We start from the raw sequence: 22,949 nt of genomic DNA on the forward strand, positions 1-22,949 counted from the left end.
TAAAAGTCCCTAATTCTTAGCCCTTAAATAAGAGCTGTGACCTGTTGTTTGTTTGCTTTAGTTTATTTAATACGTCATTAGCTTGATTAGCTGATACGACTGCTGGTGTAGGGTTTGATTGACCTTGAACCAACTGAAGTAATAGTGATATTACCTGTTCGCCTTGTTTAATCATATTATTAAGCTTGTCTGCTAATACATTAGAATCAGCACCATTATTCGAAGTAGTATTATTGCTAATCGTATTGGATGCGAAGTGAGTGACCGTTTCGCCTAACAACTCCATGGCGCGCGACTTCTTTGACAGATCCCATGGAATTACTGCTTCAGTCATGCCGCCCTCTGCAATGTGTGCCACGTGGGGTACGTTAGTAATTGTTCCATTAGCGTATCCATGACCATTACCCAAGAATGATAGGTCACTGCCATATCTTGATTTAGCGTAATTAATACCAGCTAACATGTTGTCGTAACCGTTCATGATATTGCCATGACCAGCCAATGCAAACGCATTAAATGTACCCGGCTTAACCTGCATTAGTCCAGTCGCATTACCATCGGCAAGTCCATCGTTGCCGCCAATAGCACTGGCATTACCACCTGATTCAGTCTGTATCTGCTTCAATATTTTATTAACCATATCGCCACTAGTGCTTAAACCAAGTTGACTTAGGGCTTTTTTAACGTCCCCAGACCAGCTATTTACATCTCCACTAGTACCGGTTGAGCTGTCATTTAAGGGTGCAATAAACTTCTTAATCCAATCAAACATGCCACCTGTTTGACTCTTGATGAGCTTTTGTAATGGATTAGTAGTTTCAATTTCTTGTTCAGGTTTCATACCAGAAACGCGACGATATGGCGATGATGATAACGATTCAGACCAAGAACTGATATCAGCCATACCAATATTCGGTGATGATCCTGGTGACATAGCACTATACATTTTTCCGTTTCCGGCATAAATTCCAACGTGATCTCCACCACCGGGTCCGAAGAATACTAAGTCTCCAGATTGTGGGTTTGATACAGCTGTTGAAGCGTTATATTGGTCCCCAGAATACTTAGGAAATGCAATACCCATTTGAGATAAGGCATACTCAACCAGACCAGAACAGTCGAAACTATCGGGACCCGCAGCACCCCAAACATATGGTTTACCACTACCTAATTTTTCAGCGTGGTTAAGTAACTCGGAAGAGCTGCCACCCTCTCCGGCAGACTTGGCCATGGACCACATTTCAGACCACCAACTCTTAGCTTGCTTTTTAGTCGTGTCAAAAAATACGTTGTCGCCAAGGCCATTCATGACACTGCCTAAATCACCCTTGCGAGTTGGATTGAATTTCTTTTCAAGTGATTCGATTGGGTGTGCAGCAGCATCTGTGATAAATCCAAACATCTTAGTGAACTTATCAACACCATCTTTCATGCCATCCCAGACATTTCCAACAGCATTACCTACCCAACTACCAGCACTTTGAACGCCGCTGAACAATTTACTGAATAGACCAGTACCATCAGCAAATCTTGACATACCACCACTTAACATCATGGCAGTTTCTTTAGCGTTTAGTACCTCTGTTCCCGGTAATAAGGGACGTATAACATTGGTTCCTTGTACTAATTCTGATTTGCCATTAGGGTGCAATAACATTTCTTGATTACCAGTTTCAGGGCTATCATTCCCGTCATTTAGCATAGCCAAAGTTGGTTTAGTAATCGAACGTCTAACAGATCCTAAATAGCCAGTACCGGTAGCGAATCTAACAGCTAACGGTTCAATTGTCTTCTTGGGACCTCCAAAAGCACTTAACAAACTATTAATTGTGCCAATTCCAATATTGATTGGGGTAAATAAGCCGTTTAGTCCTGATTCAGCGCCACTCTTCAACCACTTCCACATTGTTCCTAACGCACCAGAAACACCGTCTCGTTGGTCTCTTGCACTTTTAGTCGTATTATTTTTCTGTTTATCAGCCCAATCTGATAAGGTATTACTTTGCTCACGACCTAGTCGTGTGGTGGTATCTTTTTGACTCTGTAAATGACCAACAACACCATCTTTTTGGAGCTGTGATTTGTGTGTCACATCATAGCGTTGCTTTTCCGTTTTATCAAGAATATCCCCATACTGTTGATCAGCAGACTTTGTTGTCTTCTTTCGCTGCGTTTCTCCAGCATCGATACTATCATCTCGCTGTTTACGAGCGTTTTTAACAACGTCATCATATTGTTTTTTACTGATTGTTTTATTTTGGTAATACTCTTTATCAGCAGCGGAAACGGAACCCGTATATTTACCGTTTGCAGCCTTAACGACATCATCACGCGTTTTCTGCGCTTCACCAACAATGGTGTCATGATTCTTCTTAGCTTGGCGCTCGTCTTCAACGATTTGCTTTAAACCAATTGATTTTTTAGCATTGCTCAAACTTTTTAAAATATCTTCTTGTTTGGTAGCTGCTACTTGAGTTGATTTTGAAACACTAGCATTAAGTCTAGTTTCAATACCAACAATATCTTTTGTATATTTGTTATGCAGAGCTTCTAGTTCCTTGTTCTGCTCACTTTTATACTTTTTAGAATTAGTGCCGTATTTATTCGCTAACCCCTCCAATGTTTTGTTGCTACCACTTTGAATTTTTTCAGCATCTGAATAATATTTTTCAGACGTCTTTTTCATATCATCAGCTAATTTTTGTTTAGACTTTTTTTGCTTTTCGTCATTAGACTGTGACTTTTTTAATAACTCATCTTCTTGTTTCTGCGTGATAATACCGTTTTTGACAAGAATATCTAGATTCTTTTTAGAATCTTTTTCTTGATTTTTATAAAAATTATCAATTGTTTTTTGAAGACCGGCATAAATGTCTTCAACTTTCTTCTGATTTTGTTTCGTATTTTTATCATCAATATCAAGTTTTATTTTCGTACTAGAATTTAATTTGTCAATTTGACTTTTATAATCAGAAGAAAACTTTTTCATTGTTTGAGATGATGAATTTTTATAAGCCGCGTCCCAATCATCGCCTAGCCAAGCACTAATGCTCTTTGGGTGTGATTCTTTGAATCCCTCTTGATATGCTTTACCAAATTTCTTACCTATTTGTGTTCCAGCTGTGCCACCTAGTGCAGCACCAATAGCCGTGCCAATACCGGGTGCGATTAATGAACCAATTCCAGCGCCGATTGCAGTTCCTGACAGCGAACCGAGAACGCCACCCTGTTGAGTCCTCTTAGATGTTTCATTGGTAGCCTTAGTTGCATTATATGCGCTGTATCCAGCTTGACCTAAACCAGCTAGGACACCAACATATGGCAATGATTTGGTTAGTGCAGGTATTAATGTGGCAGTTAATTTTGATAACATACCGACTTCTGATGAAGCGGCAACAGTTGAACCAGTTGAGACAATACTACCTACTGCCGTTGAACCAACTTTTGTAACTGCAGATTTACCGCCAGTGCCTAATCCAACAGCATTAAGGCCTGCTGTTACTTTTAAGACGCCATTTAGCTCTTTGTAAGTGCCAATGGCTGTTCTTACCCAACCTATTGCATCACTTATTTTTTTAAACGCCCAGATACCAGCTAATGTCTCACCTATTGTTACTAATTCTGAACGATGACTCCAAGCAAACTCTATCGTATTTACAATTGAACGACCGACTTCACCAGCCACTTTTGACAACTCTTTGAGTTGTTTTTGACCCTTGTCTGAATTAAGAGCACTTGCTAATTTAACAGCAAAATCAGACACGGACGGCAACAATGAAGCACCAATAGAATTAACGATCAATTCCATTGATGACTTTAACTGCGCTAGTTTTGCGGTAGTCGTATCCATGTTCTTTTGAGCCAAGTTTTGAACGTATCCCTGACCATTAGCTGCGTTCTTAACATTTGCATTGAGTTTTTCAAGCTCATCATTATTTTGAGCAAGAATGATACCAGCTTGCATACCAGTCGTACCAAAGAGGGCATGAAATACGTTATTTCGCGTGTCGTCATCTTTAATATCTTTCGTATGATCGTTAATAACTTTCATAATGTCAGACATCTTTTTCAAATGTCCGTTTGAATCAATCAGTTGATCACGACTGATACCGAGTTTAGACAACATATCATTGGCTTGAATACCCTGCGCCTTACCCTCTAACTTGCCAAGTGCGTCTTTCTGCTTTTCCAAAGCCCTAGAAGCAGAGTCGGTGGCCTTGGTTGACTTATTTTTGTTACTAGTATTATTTTTTTCGGCTTCGGTAGCCTTATTTAATTTATCTTGCGCCTCTTCAACTTTTTTATTTTGTTCTGCTACTTTTTCATTCAGTTTATCAGCAGATTGCGCGCTACCAGCCATAGCTTCTTGCTGGTCTGCCATTGCACCCGTTAACGAGTTAATAACCTTACGCAAACCTGTTCCAGCTTTATCAGCTTCAAGACCGTGGTTAGATAAGATACCAATAGCAGAAGATGTTGTAGATAACTCAATGCCGGCTGAATGAGCAGAATCGCCAACATACTCCATGGCCTTACCCATTGATTGGAAGTCGGTTGCTGTCATATCAGCTGCGTAAGCAAGTTGGTTGGTTACGTCTTTGGTGTTTTTAACCATTTTATTGGCATCATCAACACGTAAACCATATGCATCAACAACTTGAGATGTAACGCTCAAAACGTTATTAAAATCATCTCCAGAAGCAACAGATGCCTCTAATTCTGAACGCATTGAACCTAGTGCAGCAGACGAACTATAACCACGTTTAATTAATTCTTGATATCCCTCTGCAATATCAAATTGTGATTTACCGTATTCAACTGACAGCTTAGCGCCATCTTCTTGCATCTGATTGACATTTTTTTGGGCTTCTGCGTATTTTTCGCCACCTGTTGTAGCTAAATTAAGCGTCTTAACATATGAATTTTCTAAAACGGCAGCAGCTTGAACACCCTTAACCGCAACTGCGCCAAGTCCCAACGCAACTAAACTGCCTACTGCTGCAAACTCTTTAACTTTTTGAGTAGCAGCACGAAAACCGTCGCCCATTTTTTCAGTCGCACGGTAAGCAACGTTTGCACCAGATGAAAAACGACCAAATCCGTAGGGATTGGCCGAGTTAACTTCGCGCTGTGCGAGTTTGAATTCATCCTTCATCTTAGAAATGTTGGTAGCGGTATCGTTGATACGAATTGTTTGCTTGCGGTACGCTTCACTAGCGATACCAGAATCAGATTCAACACGTTTTAATTCTGCTGACTGCTTTTCGTATTGCTGTGATAAATTGGATAGAGAAGATTTGAGAGAGTTTGCTTGTACAATATTAGCTTGACGTTCTTTGTTTTCAGCTTTCAGGCGATTGACGTATGAATCAGATACGGCATTAGTTTGCTTATATTCGTTTTGAAGTTGAGCTAAACCACTTTTTTGGTAGTCCATTGATGACTTAGCGCGCTGCTGTTGCGCTTCAAGACTAGCTAATTGTTGATTGGCTTGTTGAATACTTTTTTCGTATTTCAAAAAAGACTCGGCACCATCTTTAGTAGAGGTATCCAAGCCTTGTTGTCTTTGCTTTAGTTCATTTATTCTATTATTTTGGGCGTCCATTTGGCGTCCAAGTCCTGCGTATCTCTCTTCTGATGCCTTGACGTAATCACCAGATGATTTAGCAGCAGCTTCTTGTGCTTTCCACGCATTCTTAACTGAATTTACAGCATCACTTAGCCCTTTTAAACTATTTGTCGCCTTAATAACATCAAGAGCAATAGATGTCGCCATCTCTGCCTGAATTCTATCAACCATTTACTCTCCTTCCATTGGTATCTCCAACCCCATTTGTCTCGCAATATCTAACGGATCAGCGGCGCGTTTATCCGGCTCTTTTGCATTCAGCATTTCCATAAATGAAAAATACTCTTGCTTATCAATGTCGCCTGGTAAAATACCATATTCTTTAAATAATTGCTTTTTGAAATATCTAAAATCTTCTAAACTATTTTTTTGGTCGAGTATCAGTCGGCTGATTCGGCTGAGATATCTTTTGGGTCTTCTTGTTCCTCTTTTTCACGAAGAATTTTTTCCTGCTTAACTGCAAGTTGATATTCCTTATCAGTTACACCGCGGAGACGATCTGTGATATATGAAAAAGCTTCTTTGAATTGAGCATTATTTATGCTATCTTGGATAGTTTCGATTTCTTCGTCACTTAGCGAAAACATATCTTGAACGAATCCAATCATTAAGTTCTTGATTTTGCGTTCTTCAATCATAGATTCTAACGCTTCCATATCTTCGCTATTTTCGAGCATAAATTTGTCATGTTCCAATAAATTAATGCCAAGTTCGTTCATTTTGTCGAACTGGCCCATTGTCATTCGAACACTCACTGTTTTGTTCAAACCAAATTTATTCAACTTAATTTTTTCTGTATTTACGATCATTTTGAAGCTCCTTTTTCTTGTTATGTACGGGTAAAAATACCCTGAATATTACGATTATTTAAAGTAATAAAGTTACACTTTTTTCAAACCTGTTATGAGAAAACTTCTCATTGTTACAAAAAACGTGTAACATTACGAAAAAAACGTAACAGCTGTATCTCTTCTCTTGCAACGATTTTGTTACATTTTGTTACAAAGTTACATTAACTACTATATAAATATATATATATATTATTACTAGGTTTAAATCAGGTAACGGTAACGTTTTTTGTAACTGAAAAAATAACCGCCCACTTCTTGGGTGCAATACCACATTGAAATGTATTGTTAATTTCTTAGGCGATTAATTTAAAAATTAGTTTCCGACACCTGATCCTGAACCACCTGTTGGCGCAGTATATCCTGGGAATACTTCGGCCATCATGGCAGCTTCATCAAATTTTGGATCTGATGATGTGTACACCTTAAATGACTTACCATTGAACATGTCCTTGATCAATGGACTCTTTGAGTTGAATGTCATTTCATCATTAGAGTCAACTTCGTTTTGGTTATTGGTTCCCCATGTCTTGTTACCAGCAGTAACATGGGTATTTGTCAATGCGTAATAGATATCGAATGACTTATCCAATGATTGAGATTTAAACAATGCGTAGATAGGATGAGTTGTGTCACTCTCCGTGTAGCCACCCTTAGAGTCTGATTCCATGCCTAAAATCTGTTGCTGAACACCAAATTCCAAGTCTAAGAACGTTACTTGTGCCGTTGGATAGGCCACTCCCTTTGATGCGCGTTTTTGCTTGTTGTTTGCAAATCCGGGTGTTACTGTTCCACTTAAACTAGCAAACTGCACTTGGGTCAAGCCCTCAGCAGTGGCATTCGTATGACCGTCTGCGAAATAGACGCCTGATGTATCAAGACCGTCTGTTGCTGTAAGAACCTTACCGGTTAATGGATCTGCCTTAGCAAACCATGCGCCTACAATACCTTGTGTTGCCATGAATTATTCCTCCAGAATATAATTTTTAGTAAAATAAAAGACCTTAGTCACCTGATTGGTTTTAGGGTCGTTTATATGTGATTTAGATTGGGTCATGTGCCAATCGTTTCGTTCTAACAAACGAGCAACCTTGATTTCAATATCAATAATAGATTGATTGAAATTAATGCCATAAAATATCTGTAATTCGACACCATAATTTAAATTTCTGAAACGGTTGTTAGCTCTCTTGTCTAAATCATTAACCGTTTCAGTGATTAATATAGTGGTTGATTGCACATCTTTTAAATATTCTTCGTCAATACTGTTAACAAATATGGCATCAGCGAATTTCAATGTTTGTAGCAAATCGTCTACTTCATAAATTGGTAATATCATAATACCTTGCCTTTCAGTAGCCGACGGTACTCAGCGTACTGTGCCGCTAAAACAGCATGGCGTGAGTTGCGCCTTGTATTATCAACAAAATGGTCACCGACTATGAACTTCGTCCCGTCATTTAGTAGACGAGCCACACGCGCATGGTTAATACCTTTTTTAGTGAACCCAACTAATGATGAACCATCTCGAATGTAATCAATGTTGGTATTTGATACCACAATTGAGTCAGCTAGGTGATTAACATTGCTAGTATTTTTGTGGTCATCATCATAGTGTTTCGCTTTAGTCACTTCGTGTAGCTCTTTTTCGTAAACAGCCGCACCAGCTAACGTTATTTTTTGACGTTGTTTGAGATTAGGCACTAGTTTATTCACACCAAGTAGCCATTCATCTAACGCTTTATCAAGTTCCATCAAACACCCCCAGTGGTTCCTTGGTAATTGTGATGTAATCAAACTTAATTGGACTGTTACTTTCATCAGCAGAGATATATTTAATATCATGAACTTTACCAGTTTTTACGAACCTAACCTTTAAGTTCTCTGAAAGCTCCATATTGTGCCTTACAGCGATTATTTTAGTTTCTTGTATATCTGTACCAAAAATAGTATCAGACTGCGTTATCGAGCGACTACGGGGCGCAAAACGCATTTGATGACTAACAGATACAAATATCTTCTTTTTGCCGCCTGTATTTTGATTATCAACACTCTTTATCGTCCCAAATTCGACTTTGCCAATAAAATTACTAGGTTTTAACTTCCCACTAACCATTTGGCTTACCTACCTTCCATCTGATTTTGTTCAGCATGTACTGGTAAGACTTAGGATAGGCGATTTGCTGACCAGATAAAGCACCACGGTTGTAATAGTTGAAATCAACTAGCGTTCTAACTGCTTGGTTGAAAATAGTTAACTTTCGATATTCTTCGATATCAATTGAGCTATCAATCGAACCACGTGCATCTTCTTCGGCATAGGCAATTAATTCTTTTAGAATATCGTCATCACCATCGATAGCGAGATAATCTTGCATATTTTCAGCCGTAACGCCTGTTGACGGCGCACGGGGTGCATTTGTTTCATCTGCCATGTGCTACTCCTTACTTTCCGTCTCCTGCAGGTACAGTATCAGTGTTAGTAATGAAATATCCAGCGTTGGCATCTGCTTGAGAAACACCAAAACGGAATGCCCCACCTAATAGTTGTCCATAAATGTGGTCATCTTTCCAAGCTAATGAAACCTGGTTACGGTCAGCAAACAATACTCCTCGCTTCAAGTCCCCGATAAATGCCACTTGGTCTTCATCCGCTCCAAGCAAATCATCATCAACAACATAAATAGGCATACCTAACAATGTTTCACCCGCCGTATTAGCAACAGATGCTGATGATTCTTGTAACAAGTAACGTCCATTCTTGTCTTTCAAAGTATCAACAACGTTGTAAAATGATTGGCTTGCAACAATTGCGCGACGGTAAGCTCGATCTAAGTCAACATTTTTGATGTGCTTGATTTGGTCTACCAAAGTTTCTGTTGCAGTAGCCTTAGCTGTAAACTTCTTCAATACTGGGGCGATTAACTCATTGTAAGTGTTAACTTTTTGTTCGCCCATATTTTGTGTCACAATACCGGTCACATCAACAGCGGCATCAGCAATTGATTCTTCTGAAATCGGAATTTCACCACGATATGTGTCAACGCTCCATGCCACGTCTTGAAATTCAGGAGCAGCAAGCGCAGGGTTAGCTACTAATTCTGCAACTGTGTGGAAACGATTAGTTGCACGTTTCAAGATTGGATATTTTCCACTTTTGGTTGTAACAGGCACCTTAGTTACTAATGTTGACAAGTCGACTACCGAGTTAATCTCAGCAGATGGATCATAAATAATAGATTCAGGAATCAACAACTCAACTTCTGTAGAAGAAACTTGTTGTGATGCATCTTTAATGACACCATTCTTGTGAACGAAGTCATTGATGGCAATTTTCTTTTCCTTTAGATCTTTAATCTTATTATCAAGAATATTAGTTTTCTTGCCCTCTACCTTTGGTTCTGGTTCAACGTCTTCAAAACTCTTTAGTTGAGCATTCAAAACATCACGGCGTGTCTTGGCACCTGACAATTCATCTTGTGTCTTCTTGATGTCTTCAATTGAAGATTTATCATCAATTGTCATATTGTTCAATTTAGCATTTAAATCAGATGCCTTAGAGCTGGCATCGCGAAACGCTGCTTCAAGTTGTTCTTTAGTCATGTGTTATTCTCCTCCATTTAAAATAGCCAACTTAGCTTGCACGAGTTTGTCGTGTTCACTAGGTTGACTATTAGTTGCGTTGTTCTTTAATTCTTTATTCTCACCGATTAATTTTTTTACTCGATTGAGAATTTTTTGTGGTAATACGGCACTAATCGAGTTGGTAACTGGCTCCTTTTCAAACGTCATTAATTCATCAACTAGCCCAAGTTCTAATGCATCATCTGCTCCAATCCATGACTCCTTATCCATCAAGTCTAAGAACTCATCAACTGGACGACCTGTTTTGACTGAATATGCTTTTGCAATCGCCTTATCGGTAGATTTAAGAGCATTGGACGTTTTATCTAGCTCATTGTGGTTCCCAGTTGCGTAAGTTGAGGCATTATGAATCATCAACTGAGCAACTGGTGATATTTGGACGGTATCACCAGCCATTGCGATAATTGAAGCGGCACTATATGCCGAACTCTCAATTTGAGTAACTACCTTACCTGAATAATTGCGTAATGCCGTGTAAATTTCATTAGCAGCATCAACTTCTCCACCCCCTGAATTAATTCCGATTTCAACATCAGAACCATCAGCTGGTAGATTATCAAGAATATCAGCAGGTGAAGTGACGGTCATTCCTAACCAATCACGGTAAATTTCTGCATCATCGTTATTAGTGATCATGCCATTAACATCTAATTTCATTCACTATCTCCTTTCTCCTGATTTGGTGCAGCTGGCGCAATATAGATAGGCAAGTTAGATGGCAGTACACCGAACTTTTTAAGCATAAATTCAGCCTGTGCTTGTCCTATTGTCCCTACCTTGACCATGTCGTTTATTTTGTCGATCCTCGTTGAATCATCAATATATTGCATGTCAAGTGACAAGTCTGCTGCATTCATTTTCAAGGCAATTTCATCAATCTCTGGTGCAACATAGCTGATTAGATTTTCATAGTACAGGTTTTTAATCTGTTGACTGTTGCTATGCTGACTTTCTGTTCTGTTACCACCCCCTAACATATCCACCGGCACACCAAACGCCTTACTAATTTGACTAGCTGAGTACTCCGCATTGTTGTTCAATGCCTTAAATACATCAGCTTTCATCTCAAATTGGCTAAACGTCGAGTTAGAATCAAGCACCATTAACCGGCCACTATTAGCGCCATTGTTTGCCTTTTCAAACGCTTCACGCGCTGCATCAGCATCACCTTGTTCAAGTAATGCATTACTAATCTGCAATACAGAAGTTGGCGTGATACGATTTTTAATCAGGTTCAAACTCTGATCTGCACTTGCTTTTGAAACAGTTAACTCATTTGATAAACTCTCTAATGGCGACATCCCCACAAGATACTGATAAGTCGCATCAGGCATTAACCTGAAATGCAATATCTCATCTTGTGTTAGTTTCCGTTCAGGATGATTATTGTATTCAGATAGCGTATAAACCGCACCTTGGTTAGCATTATCAATATCAATACTGATAATTGAAGATGGCGGTATCTGTTCCAAGTAATCTAAATCAAGTGGAACATAAGCATTACCACTCAATAGCAATTGGATGATGATTCCTTGCCAAAATGAAAAACGACCAATCAACCGAGATGGCTGATTAAGTCGTTCACTGACATATGTGTTTTCAGTTTTGAATTTAGCACTAGCAATATCACTGGCTATACGGTTGATAACACTGAAAATATCACTGTTTTTCAATGCGTTTGCACCACTAACGTAGCCAACTGGTAACCCGGCTATTTGAGAAATGATAGGATCGTATCCATGTGTTGCGGGGTAGGACGTATCACTAATCTTATGTTGTCGATTTCTCGAAGTCATTAAGCCCATTCATTTACTCCATCCCTTCTTTATCAAGCGTTACCGCCATGATGACCAGTGAGACACCAGTAGCAATAAAACCGACAATAAAATTAAAATAAAAAGCACCAATATCAATTAGTGCAATCCCTGAAATAAATAAAATAACGCTTAATAGGTTCTGCCAAATAGCAGTAATAAATTTTGTAAAGTTTTTTATCATCCGAACATCCTCTTGAAATAATCTTTCTTTTCTTCATGGGTCAAGTCATTGTATGGGTTATAATTATCATCTTTGAAATCTTCAAAATAGAATTGCGCGCCTGTGTGAGCACTAATCAAGGCATCAGACGTATCGATGTGATCACTAGTTCTATTCAAGCGGTCAATCTTAACTGCGCCACCTCTATCTTCAATCAACACAGCGTTCGTAAACCCATCAATTATCAGTGGGTCATTTAATATTGAAGCCTTGCCATTAATAAATTGCGCTTGCAAATCTTTAGTCGGATTAGATAACACTTGTGAGTTTGGTCTAACGGTGGATACCGGCCACTCATCGTGGTAATTAACAAGACGTTTCAATATCCAGTCTCCCAAGTTAGGGTCTAATGCTATCATCTTAACCTTTAAATCATTGTCAGCAATGAAATTTTCCAGCCAATGATAGACTTGGTCTTTATCAATCGTTCCCTCTGGACTTCTAGTAACTTCGCACAGCCCTTGTTTTTCCAGTTCGCGATAATTCAGGCCATCTTGTTTTTCCTTAGCTTCAATCGTCTTAGCTTGTGCAAAAGGAATAAAACTAAATTGCTTGCAGAAATACTTATCACTTTTTAACTCACGATAAGGGAAAATAAAGCCAAATGACGTATTATCATTAGTTTGACTGCCATCGAATCCAATGTAGACATCACGACCGTGGATATCAAAATCATCAATGATGTTTTTTTGAATATTTTCGAGCGATAAGTAGCTATTTTGAAACTTACGGCTCCAAATATTGAGTGATTTATTGACAAATGTAGCAAGTTCGCCACTTCTATCGGCATCATCTCTATCCTTGATTAAACTTCCAAGAGCGGAATCGTAATCCTTTTTGCTCATTTCATTTAAGTTCGGGTTAGACTTAGCCCACGTTTCTGGATCAAACACTTCATTTTCGCTATCCTGCGAGTAAATCATTTGGAAAGTATTATCAGCCTCACGTAAATCATCTTGTTCCATGATCTTGCGCATTAAGTCTTGGTCTTTTTTAAATTTCACCTTAGCGTTTGGATAGGCAGTAGATATCTTAACGAACATACGGTTTTTAATACCGTTTTGGCCTGATGTAATTTGGCGTAACGTTTCGTTTTTATTGGGTTTAAGATTACCAATTTCGTCATATATAGCGATGACATTATGAAATGAGTCAAAACCGCCACCCTCTGATGTTCCCTTACGAATTGTGTTCTTGCTGATACGACCAATAACTTGTTGTGTTTGTGCATCAACATCATTTTCTTTGGCCCATTCTGAAAACTCCGGCATCTTCAATAGTTTTTTCGCTTGAATAGAAACATCATTAAACAGTTTAGTGGCGTGTTCGCTATCGTAACTGGCGACCAGAAAATCTTGTGATGTCGCTTCAGCAGCCACCATAAAATAATAAAAGTTCATCAGCATTGAAGCAATGAACGTCTTTCCTTGCCGTCTAGCCTCGCTGAAATTAACTGTCGTATATCTAGTTCCATTTTCTTCAGTTCGCCAACCTATCACACTATCTAACACGAAAGATTGGTTAATATATGGCTTTAGATTAACTTTAAAATTATCAGGGTTGGGAAGTATCCTAGTGAAACGTTCAATCATAGTGACGTAATCAGGCTCATAATGATATGGAAAATCATCACTACGCTGTCTTCCTAGGTCCTGCATATGTCTGAAACAAGATAATTGCGCATCACGACCAGTAATGTATTTGTCGGTAAATAAGACATCATAAGCATATTGCGTAGCTGGATCATTATATTTATCTAAATAGCGTTTGTATCGTCTTTTTTCAGACTTAACAGCCGATTTAATATTCGTAACGCCCACTAAATTAAATTTCTGCACCGAACTTCACCAACCTTAAACTGTCTTCTTTATCGCCATCTAAAACGGTTAAATCACTAGGTACTAATTGACCGGAACGAGAATCGAATGATAGTCCCAAGTCAACAGCTAATGATTTCAACGTCTTGATGCTGTCGTTCATTATTCCATAAGCTGGATTTTTCTTTGAGCGATCATACTTCGTTTCTTTTCCGACAACTAATTCTAGACCTGTTTCTTCATCTAATTCTGTCTTATCAACTTCATAGCTAACAAATATACCATTCTTTTGAACATCGGCTTCTGCCATTCTATATGTTGAATATAGCGAGCAGAACGATTCCAAATTAACAGTATCTATTTGTTTTATTGTTCCTAACTTTTTAAGATCAGGAACTAACTTTCGCCAAATTGTTACCCCATACCCATCCAAATGACGAGGGGGATTATCTTGCAGTTCATCAAGTTCATTCTGTTTGTCTTTGAACTCTTGATTTCTTTCGCGACGGTCTGCCCGCAAGCCATCGTCCGTCCTTGTGGTTCTTTTCCTTCCAGAATTACGTTTATTTACCAAACAATCATCCCCCTTCTTCAAAAGTTTGTGGTATAGTATAAACATATATAAATCACGTTAAGCGTTGATATAACAACGTTTCAAATTACAAAATAGCCCATTTGAAAACTTTTGATTTCGTCATTCGCAATAAATTAAGACGCCACCTTGTGACGCTTCCTCCAACAGCCCCCACCCGGGGGTATTTTTTTATTTAACGCGAACATTTTAAACAAATATTAATTAAATACACTTATAAACACGTATGATAATTTATTTAGCAATAAAATTTCCGTTTATAATAATTATTGATGAACCAGTCATTTGTCTTATGTTTTCATAAAGATCATGAGCTTGTTCTTTACTAAGCGACGAAGCTGAAACGTTATAAACGACAAATGTATTTATTTTACTGATATAAGTAACATTTATATTTTCCACGTCTTTTCCTCCTTATATATCTGTTCATAACTATCTAAGACAATCATTCAGCGACAACCAAACAGTCAAACATCATTAGCTAAGACAAAACATGACAAAGTTAAACAGAAAGACAAATAGAATTGATAACAATATAAATATAGAAATGAACAACCAACAAATATAAATTACTTCAAACCATTTCATCATTCAATCTTCTTTCAACTTATCATCATGTCGCTTGATTGAATCAAGTATCCAATCGCGTGCTTCATCCTTACCCCATGACTTACTAGTATCTATGTTCTCAAGCATTAACCCATCGGTGTAGACATCCTCTTCAAGCATCCCCTTGTACCAGTGACACCTCTTACAGATAACCCACAGGTTATCCTTATCTAATTGCTTACGTCTGTCTATCTTTCTGGGGATGATATGATCTACAACTAAGTAACCTTTGGTTGTGCTTGTACGTCCACAACACTCACACGTGAACAACGCCTGTTGCTTCATACCAGCTGATAGATGCTTCCATGTTTTGTTCATATAGAACTCATTAGCTTCCTTATCACGCTTATGCAGGTTGTACTCACGTTGTTGTCGCTTACGTTCATAAGATGACTTAGGTTTGAACTCTGGCTTGGGTCGGTACATATCCTTGTGCGTGTCACAGTATGGGTTATCTTGTGCATATGGTATCGAGACGTGGCAGTTAGTCTTACGGCATATCTTTACTCTAGCCATATGCTTATACGCGTTCAGATATTGGCGTGCGGAAAGTTTCTTCATCTACGAATTGATGATATATACCTGAAGGCGTAGTTTGTTCAACGATTACATACCTTCCGAAAATATGACCTTCCACAATACGTGCCTTCAATCCATCAGCATCAAACACATATTTTTCTGGATTGGTAAGCAGTTCATCCGCGTCGACAATTACAAAGGTTCCATCTTCTAGAACTACAATATCTACACTTGGATTGCTTTCGTTAAATTTAATTGTGTTAACTATGTTTTTATTAAAAATATATTTAATTTTAGAACTTCTAATAATGTATAGCGATTCTAATTTTTCTCGTTCGTTTTGCAAATCACGCTTCTTATTAAGGATTTCTCCGTTAATTTCTTTTATGCTCATTTGTTCTAGTTCATGATTAGTCGGCACGTGTGTAGTATCTGTAACTTTAGCTTCTTCATCATCAATAGTATCAATGGTTGATTCCAGTCCATGACCATCACTTTGTGAGACTGAAAACTTATTACCATCCTTTATCACAACCACGCTGACATCATCAGTCTCAAACGAAATGCTATTTCCCTTAAGCAGAACGCCATCTTTCATAACTTCAATACCAGTTCCGTTTAATAACTTAATTTCTTTCATGACTTTTCTCCTTGCGTGCTTGATAATTTAGTAGTATCTAGGATAGGAATAATATGGGTATTCATGTATTTGTAGTCACGTTTGCCATCTACCCATACAATCGTTTCATCATGACCACTCTTCCTCTTGTCTAGCTTTCATGCCAACCCTTCCTGCTCGTGCCATTGTTAACATATGCGTTAACTTTTTAACATCTCCACCTGTTGCTAATCTAGTACTGATTGATATTTCGCGAATATCCATGCCATCTAAACCACTGGCTGTACTAACAAATTTAACAATCCAACCGCCATTTACAGTTACCGTACTTCGTGAGCGTACTAATTTGACATCTTTGCTCGTTAATCGTTCGCTATCAGCATACTCTTGCATACTCATTTGAATATCTCTGTCATCTCTGCACAGAAATACATTTACTGTATCTTCCATATTTTTTATCTCCTCAATATAACTTGCGTCAGGACCCTCGATATAATGTGTAGCTTTAATTAAAAAACGTTCCAAAACGTCTCCAATAGCGTTAAAAATGCTCCTAATTATTTTAAACACGTTTATCTCCTTAACCAAGACATGTGGCTATTGTAATCAATGTTGCGGTTATCCACGACTTCCGCTCTAATCTGCACACGCGCTCTTGCATGCCTTGCTACACTCTCGCGCCTTATCTCATCTGCATGTTGCATATTAATATCTGTGGCATCGCGTATGTGTCTGTTGCGTTGTCGCTGCTCTCGTATTAATTCTTCATCGTTCATAATTTACTCCAATAAAAAAACACCAATTAAGGTGTTGTGATTTGATTACTTATTTTTTCGCCACACTCTTTTAAATGAATTGTATAGATGAAGTTCTCTCAATACTTCCAAAAACAACCTAAAAAATGCTTTATCTAATTCATCCCAAGCTTCTACGAATGCTGTTGGCTCTTTTTTCACAATCAATTCCCCGATTAAGGTTTATCTTTAAGTTGCTATAAATGGCTGTATTAAGGCATTTACTTATTTGCTACCATCATTTTTGATGGTCTCAACTATTAAGGATTACTTAATAGCTCAATATGTACGAGTGTTTCCACTCATTAACAGATACAGACCTACTAGACCGTCTTCCTTGGCTAGCAATGTGGGTGGCAGGAATCGAACCTGCTTATCCTCGACGTCCCATTGACATCTGGCATTGTTTATCCAGACGACATTCACACATGATAGATATTCCAATCTATCTATTTAACCCAAGCACTGACTTGTTCCTGCAAGATGTGCTCTTCGTAATTCTTCGATAATACCATTATCGCACTGTTTTTAGGTCAAAAACGCTACAATTCCGCTTGTATCATACATATATCACTTTGACATCACAATACGGTCGCTAATATGTGTTTGACTTCTGTGCGATATGCCCTTGCTGTACTCTCACCCACATGGCATTGCTGTGATACTTTGGCCCATGTAATTGATTTAGACGAGTAGTAACATCTCATGACGTTCTGCTTGTCTTTTTCAAACGTTGCTACCCACCGCTCGATGTCTTCTTTTTGTTTATTCAACTTGCTAAGCAATGGATCACTCTCAATGTGTATCATCATATCTTCTAGTGGCCGTGTATGTTTATTCTGCGCACGACCACCGCCAATATTATCATCTTCACTTCGAGAATAGACTTTTTTCCAACCAGTTATCATGCCTTTCTGAACGATTGGCAGATACTTATCTTCATCATCAACATGCGGGTTTCTCAAATCATTATTACGCTGAATAATCATCAAGTCTAATCTCCCAGTGAAGTAGCTGCGCAGTATTCTGTCAATTCTATCTGCCATGTCACTCCTTTAATTTTAGTTAATGCATCTAATCCAAATTTTAAAATTATCCGCAATCCCAGTATGATAGCCGTGAAAACAATGCCAAACTCGATTACATGTTGTAAATTAGTACCTATTCCAATCATTTGAAAATACCTTTTTGCTTGGGACAATCGACATAACAACAAAACCATCTTTTTGCGCGTATTCTGAAATGAATGTCACATCGAAGAATATAGTTGGTGCTTCCTGCAGTGTGGCTCGATCATAAATCTTTGGTCCACTTTTCGGACCAACACCACGATTCTTAGCATAGTGACCATATTCAAATGCCGTCAATGCTAACACATCACCAACCTGATAATCACGATCATTCTTACGAATTTCAAATGTCTTCAACCCGCTGTTCACATCATCAAAATATTTTGTATCTAATTTCAAATCTTGTATTCTCATCACTCATCTCCTCCTCCACAAGCCCATGCGTATACTTTTTTATCTGCCATTATTTTTCTCCTCAATAATCTTAATAGTTTCTGGGTGTAACCATGCCTGCATTAAATCTTCATCGGATAGTTTTTCAAAATCATCTGTTTCTAGTGAAAATATATCTTCAATTAACCAATTAAACGAAGAATTATTTAAATAGCGTAATAGGTATTTTTTCTCATGTTTAGTCATTTCAATAGTTGGCGCATATTCTTTTCGTAAAGAATCAACAACTTTATTTTGAGTTTCCAAAATTACTGCAACATCATGCATGGTCGGTTGATAAAATTTTTCTGGTATTGCTAATCTTAATTCTTCTATTGCTTCATCAAATGTATATGCCATAATTACTCCCAATCTCCAAATACCATTTCTTTGTTGTCAAAATCAGGTGCTGACGTTTCGTAGTATAGAACATCATCAAGTGTTAACCCTGCTTGATCCAGTAATTCACATTTTGCTAACATGACATCTGTTAAATATTCATGCCTAGTTGTTGAAAAGTTTTTAGTATACCTGTTAACCGCTGAATTACCAAATGGGTAATTACTAACAAATTTAGAGTCTTCAAACTTTTCTCGCTCCCACAAAACTACGGTAACTTCTCCCTTGCTGTTCGGAAAAGTCGTAAATAGCCATTCAGTTCCCATCTCATCTTCCTTTCAAAAATTCATGTAAATCAACTATAAATTTAGCTTGCCAATCGGTCATTATTTCTCCTCCAAAAACTTATCTAAACTCAAATCAAGTGCCTTAGCTAACTTCACTACTGAACTAAATTGCGGGTCACGTCGCTGACCGCGCACAATTAATCTGACATTGTTGCTGTCATTCAATCCAGATATTTTAGCTAACTGCGAGTAAGTGTAATCAAGATCTAACATGCCTTTCGCCACAACACGACCAATATGTGAGTTGTATTTTGAGTGCGCGTAATACTCAATCGCTTCCTTACGTGAAATGACAATATCTTGCTGTCTTGTGTTCATGTTTCAACCTCCTGACTAAAATTTATTATTGTTAATCACTTGCACATCTATAATCACTCTTGGTTGCAAGCCGTAAATCTTGCTGTTGATTCCCTGGACGATTGCATTGTCGTCTTGCCACAATATGCCGTTCAACGCGTCTTCTGTACTTTTCACAAAATTGCTCAAGTCTGGTTTCTTACGTGGTAGTAACTCGCCATCAATCGCCATCTGTCTCTGCTTAACAGTAAATGACTTAGGTATTGACCTGACAAACGTCATACTGACTGACAAGGCACCTTGTGGCATTTCATACCCACGCTTTTTGGTTTCAGAACGTGCTATCAGTCCTAGCGTATCTTTGTACAATTTAGTCTTTTTTGGATCGTACATTCTCACGCCATTGCCAAATCTAACTGCTCTGGGTCGCTCCTGTTGTTGTGGTTCAATGAAAAACTTGAATATCATAATAACGCTCTCTAGTCCTTTCTAAGACGTTTGAAATTTTAAACGTCTATTTATACCAAACAACTATTTAATAGCAATGGCAGTGTGTTAAATTACATTTAAATCAACATCAGCGTATGACACCTGTTTTATTTTCGCACCGAGGCGTTTGGCGACTGATAGTGCTGTTAAATTATCACTGAATAACTTGACTCGTCTGCCGTCTCCGTCGTGGTGCCACATGTAAACTTTTGTGCCGTCTTTTTTAACCAAAATCTTTGATAATATGCCGTATTCTTCATGCTTGACAATATGTGTGAGATTTATTTTTTGTGGTTTATTTTCAAATTTGCGTTTAGCACCGCGTTCAAACGATAGTACCTTAACTTCATGACCTTTATTGAACAGCTGTGCGACTGTTCTGTTAGCTGTCACCCTGTCCTTGTAGCTTGTTTCAAACTTTCCGTCGACATACAATTCGTAGTATCTCTTACTCTCTAACCGTCCCAAATCTTCGTCCTCTGCTTTCTAATTCTCTTAATATTTCAGGTGTGACCAACACACCATTAATGTGATATTTACTTTTAAATTCCGGTAATCCAACACGGTGTAACTCCATGTGATGCGCGTGGCTTAAACTAAACACCGTGTTGCCAACATTGCTAATGGCGTTTCTATCGCGTCCCATACCGACCGCGTGTTCGCCATGAGCTAACTCAACTGGCTTTGAGCCATCGATGACATCGAAACCATTAATTAGTGACATATATTCCCAATGTTTAATATCATCTGGTTCAAGCGCATCTAGTGGCTTAAATTTCAATGGCACATCATGCTCGGCAACGAAGTCCAACATGAATGTGATGAGTTCAGCAGCTACTGACTTTTCAACATCTCGTAGTGAGAATTCATCAACATCTTTGAACTCTTCAAACCACATCTTGAATAATTGCTTGACATATTCAGGCATATCACCAGACCAGTTCGAGATGTCTCGGAATAAGGCGTAGATGAACTTACGTTGTTGCGCGCTAATTTCACGATCATCTCGTACTTGTATTTCAATCAACGTTTGTTTAAACAGCTGATAAGTTGCCATGAATTTATTTGCTGACTCATCATCTTCAAATCTGAATATGATTTCATTGCCTGCTTTTTTAGTCGGATATGCTTGGAAGATTTTCATTAATTCTCCTCATGGGCTTCACACCCTACCGCATGGTTACGCCATGTCGTGCGGACGCAGGTAATTCTGACAAACCTCTTCCACTGTTTTTATCAGTTTAACGACGATGATTTGGTCGTCACTTCATTTCAGAAATTCAGATATTTTTGTCAAAGAATTTTGAAAATCTCTGCCGGTGTACAATTCATCAGCCGAAAACTCTTCAAATAATTTTGAAAATGCCCGTTTGACGTTGATTTGATAAATTTCAAATTCTGTTGGCTTTGGCTTTTCGTTCTGTTCAACCTCAGCTAATCGCGCACGCATCACAATTTCATTCTGTATTTTGCTAACTATTTTGCCAGTTGCCGTAAACGTCCCTAGCTTTCGCCAATTATCAGCGTTCAACTTATGCTGCGCATCTAAATCATGCAAATAATTTTGTTCTGAAACAAATTCTTCAAGAACTGGCATGTTGGCTTCAAGACGTTCACGTTCCCACGTGTTAGTCCGCTCAACCAAATCTTCACGAACACTAATTAATGTGTCTAGCGCTGCGACTGCTCCGTGATTTTCTTCGTAGAATGCCGCACTTCTTAGTTTGTCTTCTTCTTTCAGACTTTTCTTGATGAGGTCGGCATTCTTTTTCAAATCACTCTTCACAGCATTCGTACGTGATCCTTGTTGAGCAGTAGCAATGACATCTGGTAGAGACTTATATTCTTCTGCTACCGAGAGCAAGTCGCTGTAATTTGTCATGATACCGTTTTCGAAAGTTAATGCTGGCAATACTGTTTTTATTTCTGTCATTGTAATTCTCCAATCTCATCAAACAAGGGCGCATCTGTTGGCTTAGTCTCTTCTACATCTGCAAACGGATTAGGAATGTCATCGTTGATTGTTACTGTTTCTGGTTCTGTTTTTTTCTCAGGCTCACTTTTTGGGACATTAATAATTGTATTTTCGTGTGAATCTACCGGTGTCACATCAACAGTTGCACGCTCTTCACGGTCATCTTCTGTCAATGCCTGTGCAATCTTAGATGTCTTTGGTGCAAATTTAAGTAAGTCTTTCATGACTGTTTTAATGGCCATAGCATCGAAATTTGAATACCATGGTGTCTTGGGGGTGTTGCCCCATTTATCTTTATAATCGGGTCCCTTAAACGTCTCGCTGAATTCTGTTGCGTGTTTCAGGACACGATGCATTGACCAATATTTAACGATGCGCTCGCCAGTTTTGACGTCGGTATAATAAGCAATGTAACCAACCTTGTTTGCTTTCTTATCCATTTCTGGGTCATAATCTTCATTACCAATCTTTATCTCGTCAAACAGTGAGTTGTATTTGACATCGTGACCTTCATAAACAACGCTGCCGCCAATGTGAGAAATCAGTCCTGTATTTTGAACTAGCTTGATGATGCCACGATATCCTAATTGGAATTGTGGTTTAACATCTGTCGTGACCCATTCGCCATTAACCTTTTTACGTTTTCCGTAAGGAATTACGTAAGCCTCACCCAAATCAGGCAATACTGATAGGTCAAGTACCGCTGCACGCATGGCCGTGCTTGTTAACTCGCCCATGTTTGTTTGTGCTAAATCAGGATTGAGTCCAACTAATGTTGATAACCCACTCAAGAATGAGGGCGCGTTGTCTTTCAAGACTTGCGCAAAATGTTCTTGCATCTTGTCACTGTTAATTAATTTCTGTCGTGTTGCTACTTCATTTGCCATACTA

28 protein-coding genes are annotated in these 22,949 nt (G+C 38.5%); all 28 read right to left on the reverse strand.

Annotated features, from left to right (window positions below):
- Nucleotides 1–16 precede the first annotated feature (16 nt).
- On the reverse strand, nucleotides 17–5,800 hold the full coding sequence (locus tag EUI_RS0103890) for a phage tail tape measure protein (protein ID WP_010016223.1): 5,784 nt from the start codon (nucleotides 5,798–5,800) through the stop codon (nucleotides 17–19).
- Between the two features lie 209 nt (nucleotides 5,801–6,009).
- Nucleotides 6,010–6,438, reverse strand: coding sequence for a phage tail tube assembly chaperone (locus tag EUI_RS0103900; RefSeq protein WP_010016226.1), 429 nt, complete (start codon nucleotides 6,436–6,438; stop codon nucleotides 6,010–6,012).
- A 355-nt stretch (nucleotides 6,439–6,793) separates the two neighbouring features.
- Complete coding sequence (locus EUI_RS0103905) at nucleotides 6,794–7,438, reverse strand: phage tail protein (protein ID WP_010016227.1); 645 nt, start codon at nucleotides 7,436–7,438, stop codon at nucleotides 6,794–6,796.
- A gap of 3 nt (nucleotides 7,439–7,441) precedes the next feature.
- On the reverse strand, nucleotides 7,442–7,816 hold the full coding sequence (locus EUI_RS0103910; protein ID WP_010016228.1) for a DUF806 family protein: 375 nt from the start codon (nucleotides 7,814–7,816) through the stop codon (nucleotides 7,442–7,444).
- On the reverse strand, nucleotides 7,813–8,232 hold the full coding sequence (locus EUI_RS0103915; protein WP_010016229.1) for an HK97 gp10 family phage protein: 420 nt from the start codon (nucleotides 8,230–8,232) through the stop codon (nucleotides 7,813–7,815). Before EUI_RS0103915 ends, EUI_RS0103910 begins: the two co-directional genes overlap by 4 nt.
- The gene (locus tag EUI_RS0103920) at nucleotides 8,222–8,593 is read right to left on the reverse strand and encodes a phage head closure protein (RefSeq protein ID WP_010016230.1); all 372 of its coding nucleotides are present in this window, start codon (nucleotides 8,591–8,593) and stop codon (nucleotides 8,222–8,224) included. Before EUI_RS0103920 ends, EUI_RS0103915 begins: the two co-directional genes overlap by 11 nt.
- On the reverse strand, nucleotides 8,586–8,912 hold the full coding sequence (locus EUI_RS0103925; protein ID WP_010016231.1) for a head-tail connector protein: 327 nt from the start codon (nucleotides 8,910–8,912) through the stop codon (nucleotides 8,586–8,588). Before EUI_RS0103925 ends, EUI_RS0103920 begins: the two co-directional genes overlap by 8 nt.
- Before the next feature lie 10 nt (nucleotides 8,913–8,922).
- The gene (locus tag EUI_RS0103930; RefSeq protein WP_010016233.1) at nucleotides 8,923–10,080 is read right to left on the reverse strand and encodes a phage major capsid protein; all 1,158 of its coding nucleotides are present in this window, start codon (nucleotides 10,078–10,080) and stop codon (nucleotides 8,923–8,925) included.
- Nucleotides 10,081–10,083: 3 nt separating this feature from the next.
- On the reverse strand, nucleotides 10,084–10,779 hold the full coding sequence (locus EUI_RS0103935) for a head maturation protease, ClpP-related (RefSeq protein WP_010016235.1): 696 nt from the start codon (nucleotides 10,777–10,779) through the stop codon (nucleotides 10,084–10,086).
- Nucleotides 10,776–11,927 (reverse strand): phage portal protein, encoded by a 1,152-nt coding sequence (locus tag EUI_RS0103940; protein ID WP_010016236.1) that lies wholly within the window; start codon nucleotides 11,925–11,927, stop codon nucleotides 10,776–10,778. Before EUI_RS0103940 ends, EUI_RS0103935 begins: the two co-directional genes overlap by 4 nt.
- A 4-nt stretch (nucleotides 11,928–11,931) precedes the next feature.
- Nucleotides 11,932–12,120, reverse strand: coding sequence for a DUF1056 family protein (locus EUI_RS0103945; RefSeq protein WP_010016237.1), 189 nt, complete (start codon nucleotides 12,118–12,120; stop codon nucleotides 11,932–11,934).
- A complete protein-coding gene (locus EUI_RS0103950; RefSeq protein ID WP_010016238.1) occupies nucleotides 12,117–13,997 on the reverse strand; it encodes a terminase large subunit in 1,881 nt (626 codons plus the stop codon). Before EUI_RS0103950 ends, EUI_RS0103945 begins: the two co-directional genes overlap by 4 nt.
- Nucleotides 13,984–14,550: a phage terminase small subunit P27 family gene (locus EUI_RS0103955; protein WP_010016240.1), complete on the reverse strand. Its 567-nt coding sequence runs from the start codon at nucleotides 14,548–14,550 to the stop codon at nucleotides 13,984–13,986. The genes EUI_RS0103950 and EUI_RS0103955 overlap by 14 nt, the downstream gene beginning before the upstream one ends.
- Before the next feature lie 252 nt (nucleotides 14,551–14,802).
- Nucleotides 14,803–14,970: a hypothetical protein gene (locus EUI_RS10555; RefSeq protein WP_010016241.1), complete on the reverse strand. Its 168-nt coding sequence runs from the start codon at nucleotides 14,968–14,970 to the stop codon at nucleotides 14,803–14,805.
- Nucleotides 14,971–15,159: 189 nt separating this feature from the next.
- On the reverse strand, nucleotides 15,160–15,693 hold the full coding sequence (locus EUI_RS0103965) for an HNH endonuclease (RefSeq protein WP_010016275.1): 534 nt from the start codon (nucleotides 15,691–15,693) through the stop codon (nucleotides 15,160–15,162).
- Between the two features lie 4 nt (nucleotides 15,694–15,697).
- Nucleotides 15,698–16,336 (reverse strand): hypothetical protein, encoded by a 639-nt coding sequence (locus tag EUI_RS0103970; protein ID WP_010016277.1) that lies wholly within the window; start codon nucleotides 16,334–16,336, stop codon nucleotides 15,698–15,700.
- Between the two features lie 108 nt (nucleotides 16,337–16,444).
- The gene (locus EUI_RS0103975) at nucleotides 16,445–16,765 is read right to left on the reverse strand and encodes a hypothetical protein (protein ID WP_141557729.1); all 321 of its coding nucleotides are present in this window, start codon (nucleotides 16,763–16,765) and stop codon (nucleotides 16,445–16,447) included.
- A 122-nt stretch (nucleotides 16,766–16,887) separates the two neighbouring features.
- Complete coding sequence (locus EUI_RS0103980) at nucleotides 16,888–17,091, reverse strand: hypothetical protein (protein WP_010016279.1); 204 nt, start codon at nucleotides 17,089–17,091, stop codon at nucleotides 16,888–16,890.
- A gap of 599 nt (nucleotides 17,092–17,690) precedes the next feature.
- The gene (locus EUI_RS0103990) at nucleotides 17,691–18,098 is read right to left on the reverse strand and encodes a DUF722 domain-containing protein (protein WP_010016283.1); all 408 of its coding nucleotides are present in this window, start codon (nucleotides 18,096–18,098) and stop codon (nucleotides 17,691–17,693) included.
- A gap of 165 nt (nucleotides 18,099–18,263) precedes the next feature.
- Entirely contained in the window at nucleotides 18,264–18,593 is a 330-nt protein-coding gene (locus EUI_RS0103995) for a DUF3850 domain-containing protein (RefSeq protein WP_010016286.1), read from the reverse strand.
- Between the two features lie 39 nt (nucleotides 18,594–18,632).
- On the reverse strand, nucleotides 18,633–18,971 hold the full coding sequence (locus EUI_RS0104000; protein ID WP_010016287.1) for a hypothetical protein: 339 nt from the start codon (nucleotides 18,969–18,971) through the stop codon (nucleotides 18,633–18,635).
- Nucleotides 18,972–18,973: 2 nt separating this feature from the next.
- The gene (locus EUI_RS0104005; RefSeq protein ID WP_010016288.1) at nucleotides 18,974–19,276 is read right to left on the reverse strand and encodes a hypothetical protein; all 303 of its coding nucleotides are present in this window, start codon (nucleotides 19,274–19,276) and stop codon (nucleotides 18,974–18,976) included.
- A gap of 60 nt (nucleotides 19,277–19,336) precedes the next feature.
- Nucleotides 19,337–19,615 carry a helix-turn-helix domain-containing protein gene (locus EUI_RS0104010; protein WP_010016289.1) on the reverse strand — a complete coding sequence of 93 codons (279 nt, stop codon included), beginning with the start codon at nucleotides 19,613–19,615 and terminating at the stop codon, nucleotides 19,337–19,339.
- A gap of 15 nt (nucleotides 19,616–19,630) precedes the next feature.
- Complete coding sequence (locus EUI_RS0104015) at nucleotides 19,631–20,062, reverse strand: RusA family crossover junction endodeoxyribonuclease (protein ID WP_010016291.1); 432 nt, start codon at nucleotides 20,060–20,062, stop codon at nucleotides 19,631–19,633.
- Between the two features lie 87 nt (nucleotides 20,063–20,149).
- Entirely contained in the window at nucleotides 20,150–20,551 is a 402-nt protein-coding gene (locus EUI_RS0104020; protein WP_036083268.1) for a hypothetical protein, read from the reverse strand.
- Complete coding sequence (locus tag EUI_RS0104025; RefSeq protein ID WP_010016294.1) at nucleotides 20,532–21,227, reverse strand: putative HNHc nuclease; 696 nt, start codon at nucleotides 21,225–21,227, stop codon at nucleotides 20,532–20,534. The genes EUI_RS0104020 and EUI_RS0104025 overlap by 20 nt, the downstream gene beginning before the upstream one ends.
- A 123-nt stretch (nucleotides 21,228–21,350) precedes the next feature.
- Nucleotides 21,351–22,016, reverse strand: coding sequence for a hypothetical protein (locus EUI_RS0104030; RefSeq protein WP_010016295.1), 666 nt, complete (start codon nucleotides 22,014–22,016; stop codon nucleotides 21,351–21,353).
- On the reverse strand, nucleotides 22,013–22,945 hold the full coding sequence (locus EUI_RS0104035) for a recombinase RecT (RefSeq protein WP_010016297.1): 933 nt from the start codon (nucleotides 22,943–22,945) through the stop codon (nucleotides 22,013–22,015). Before EUI_RS0104035 ends, EUI_RS0104030 begins: the two co-directional genes overlap by 4 nt.
- Nucleotides 22,946–22,949 lie beyond the last annotated feature (4 nt).

The organism is Leuconostoc gelidum subsp. gelidum KCTC 3527, assembly GCF_000166715.1.
Classification (GTDB): Bacteria; Bacillota; Bacilli; order Lactobacillales; family Lactobacillaceae; genus Leuconostoc; species Leuconostoc gelidum.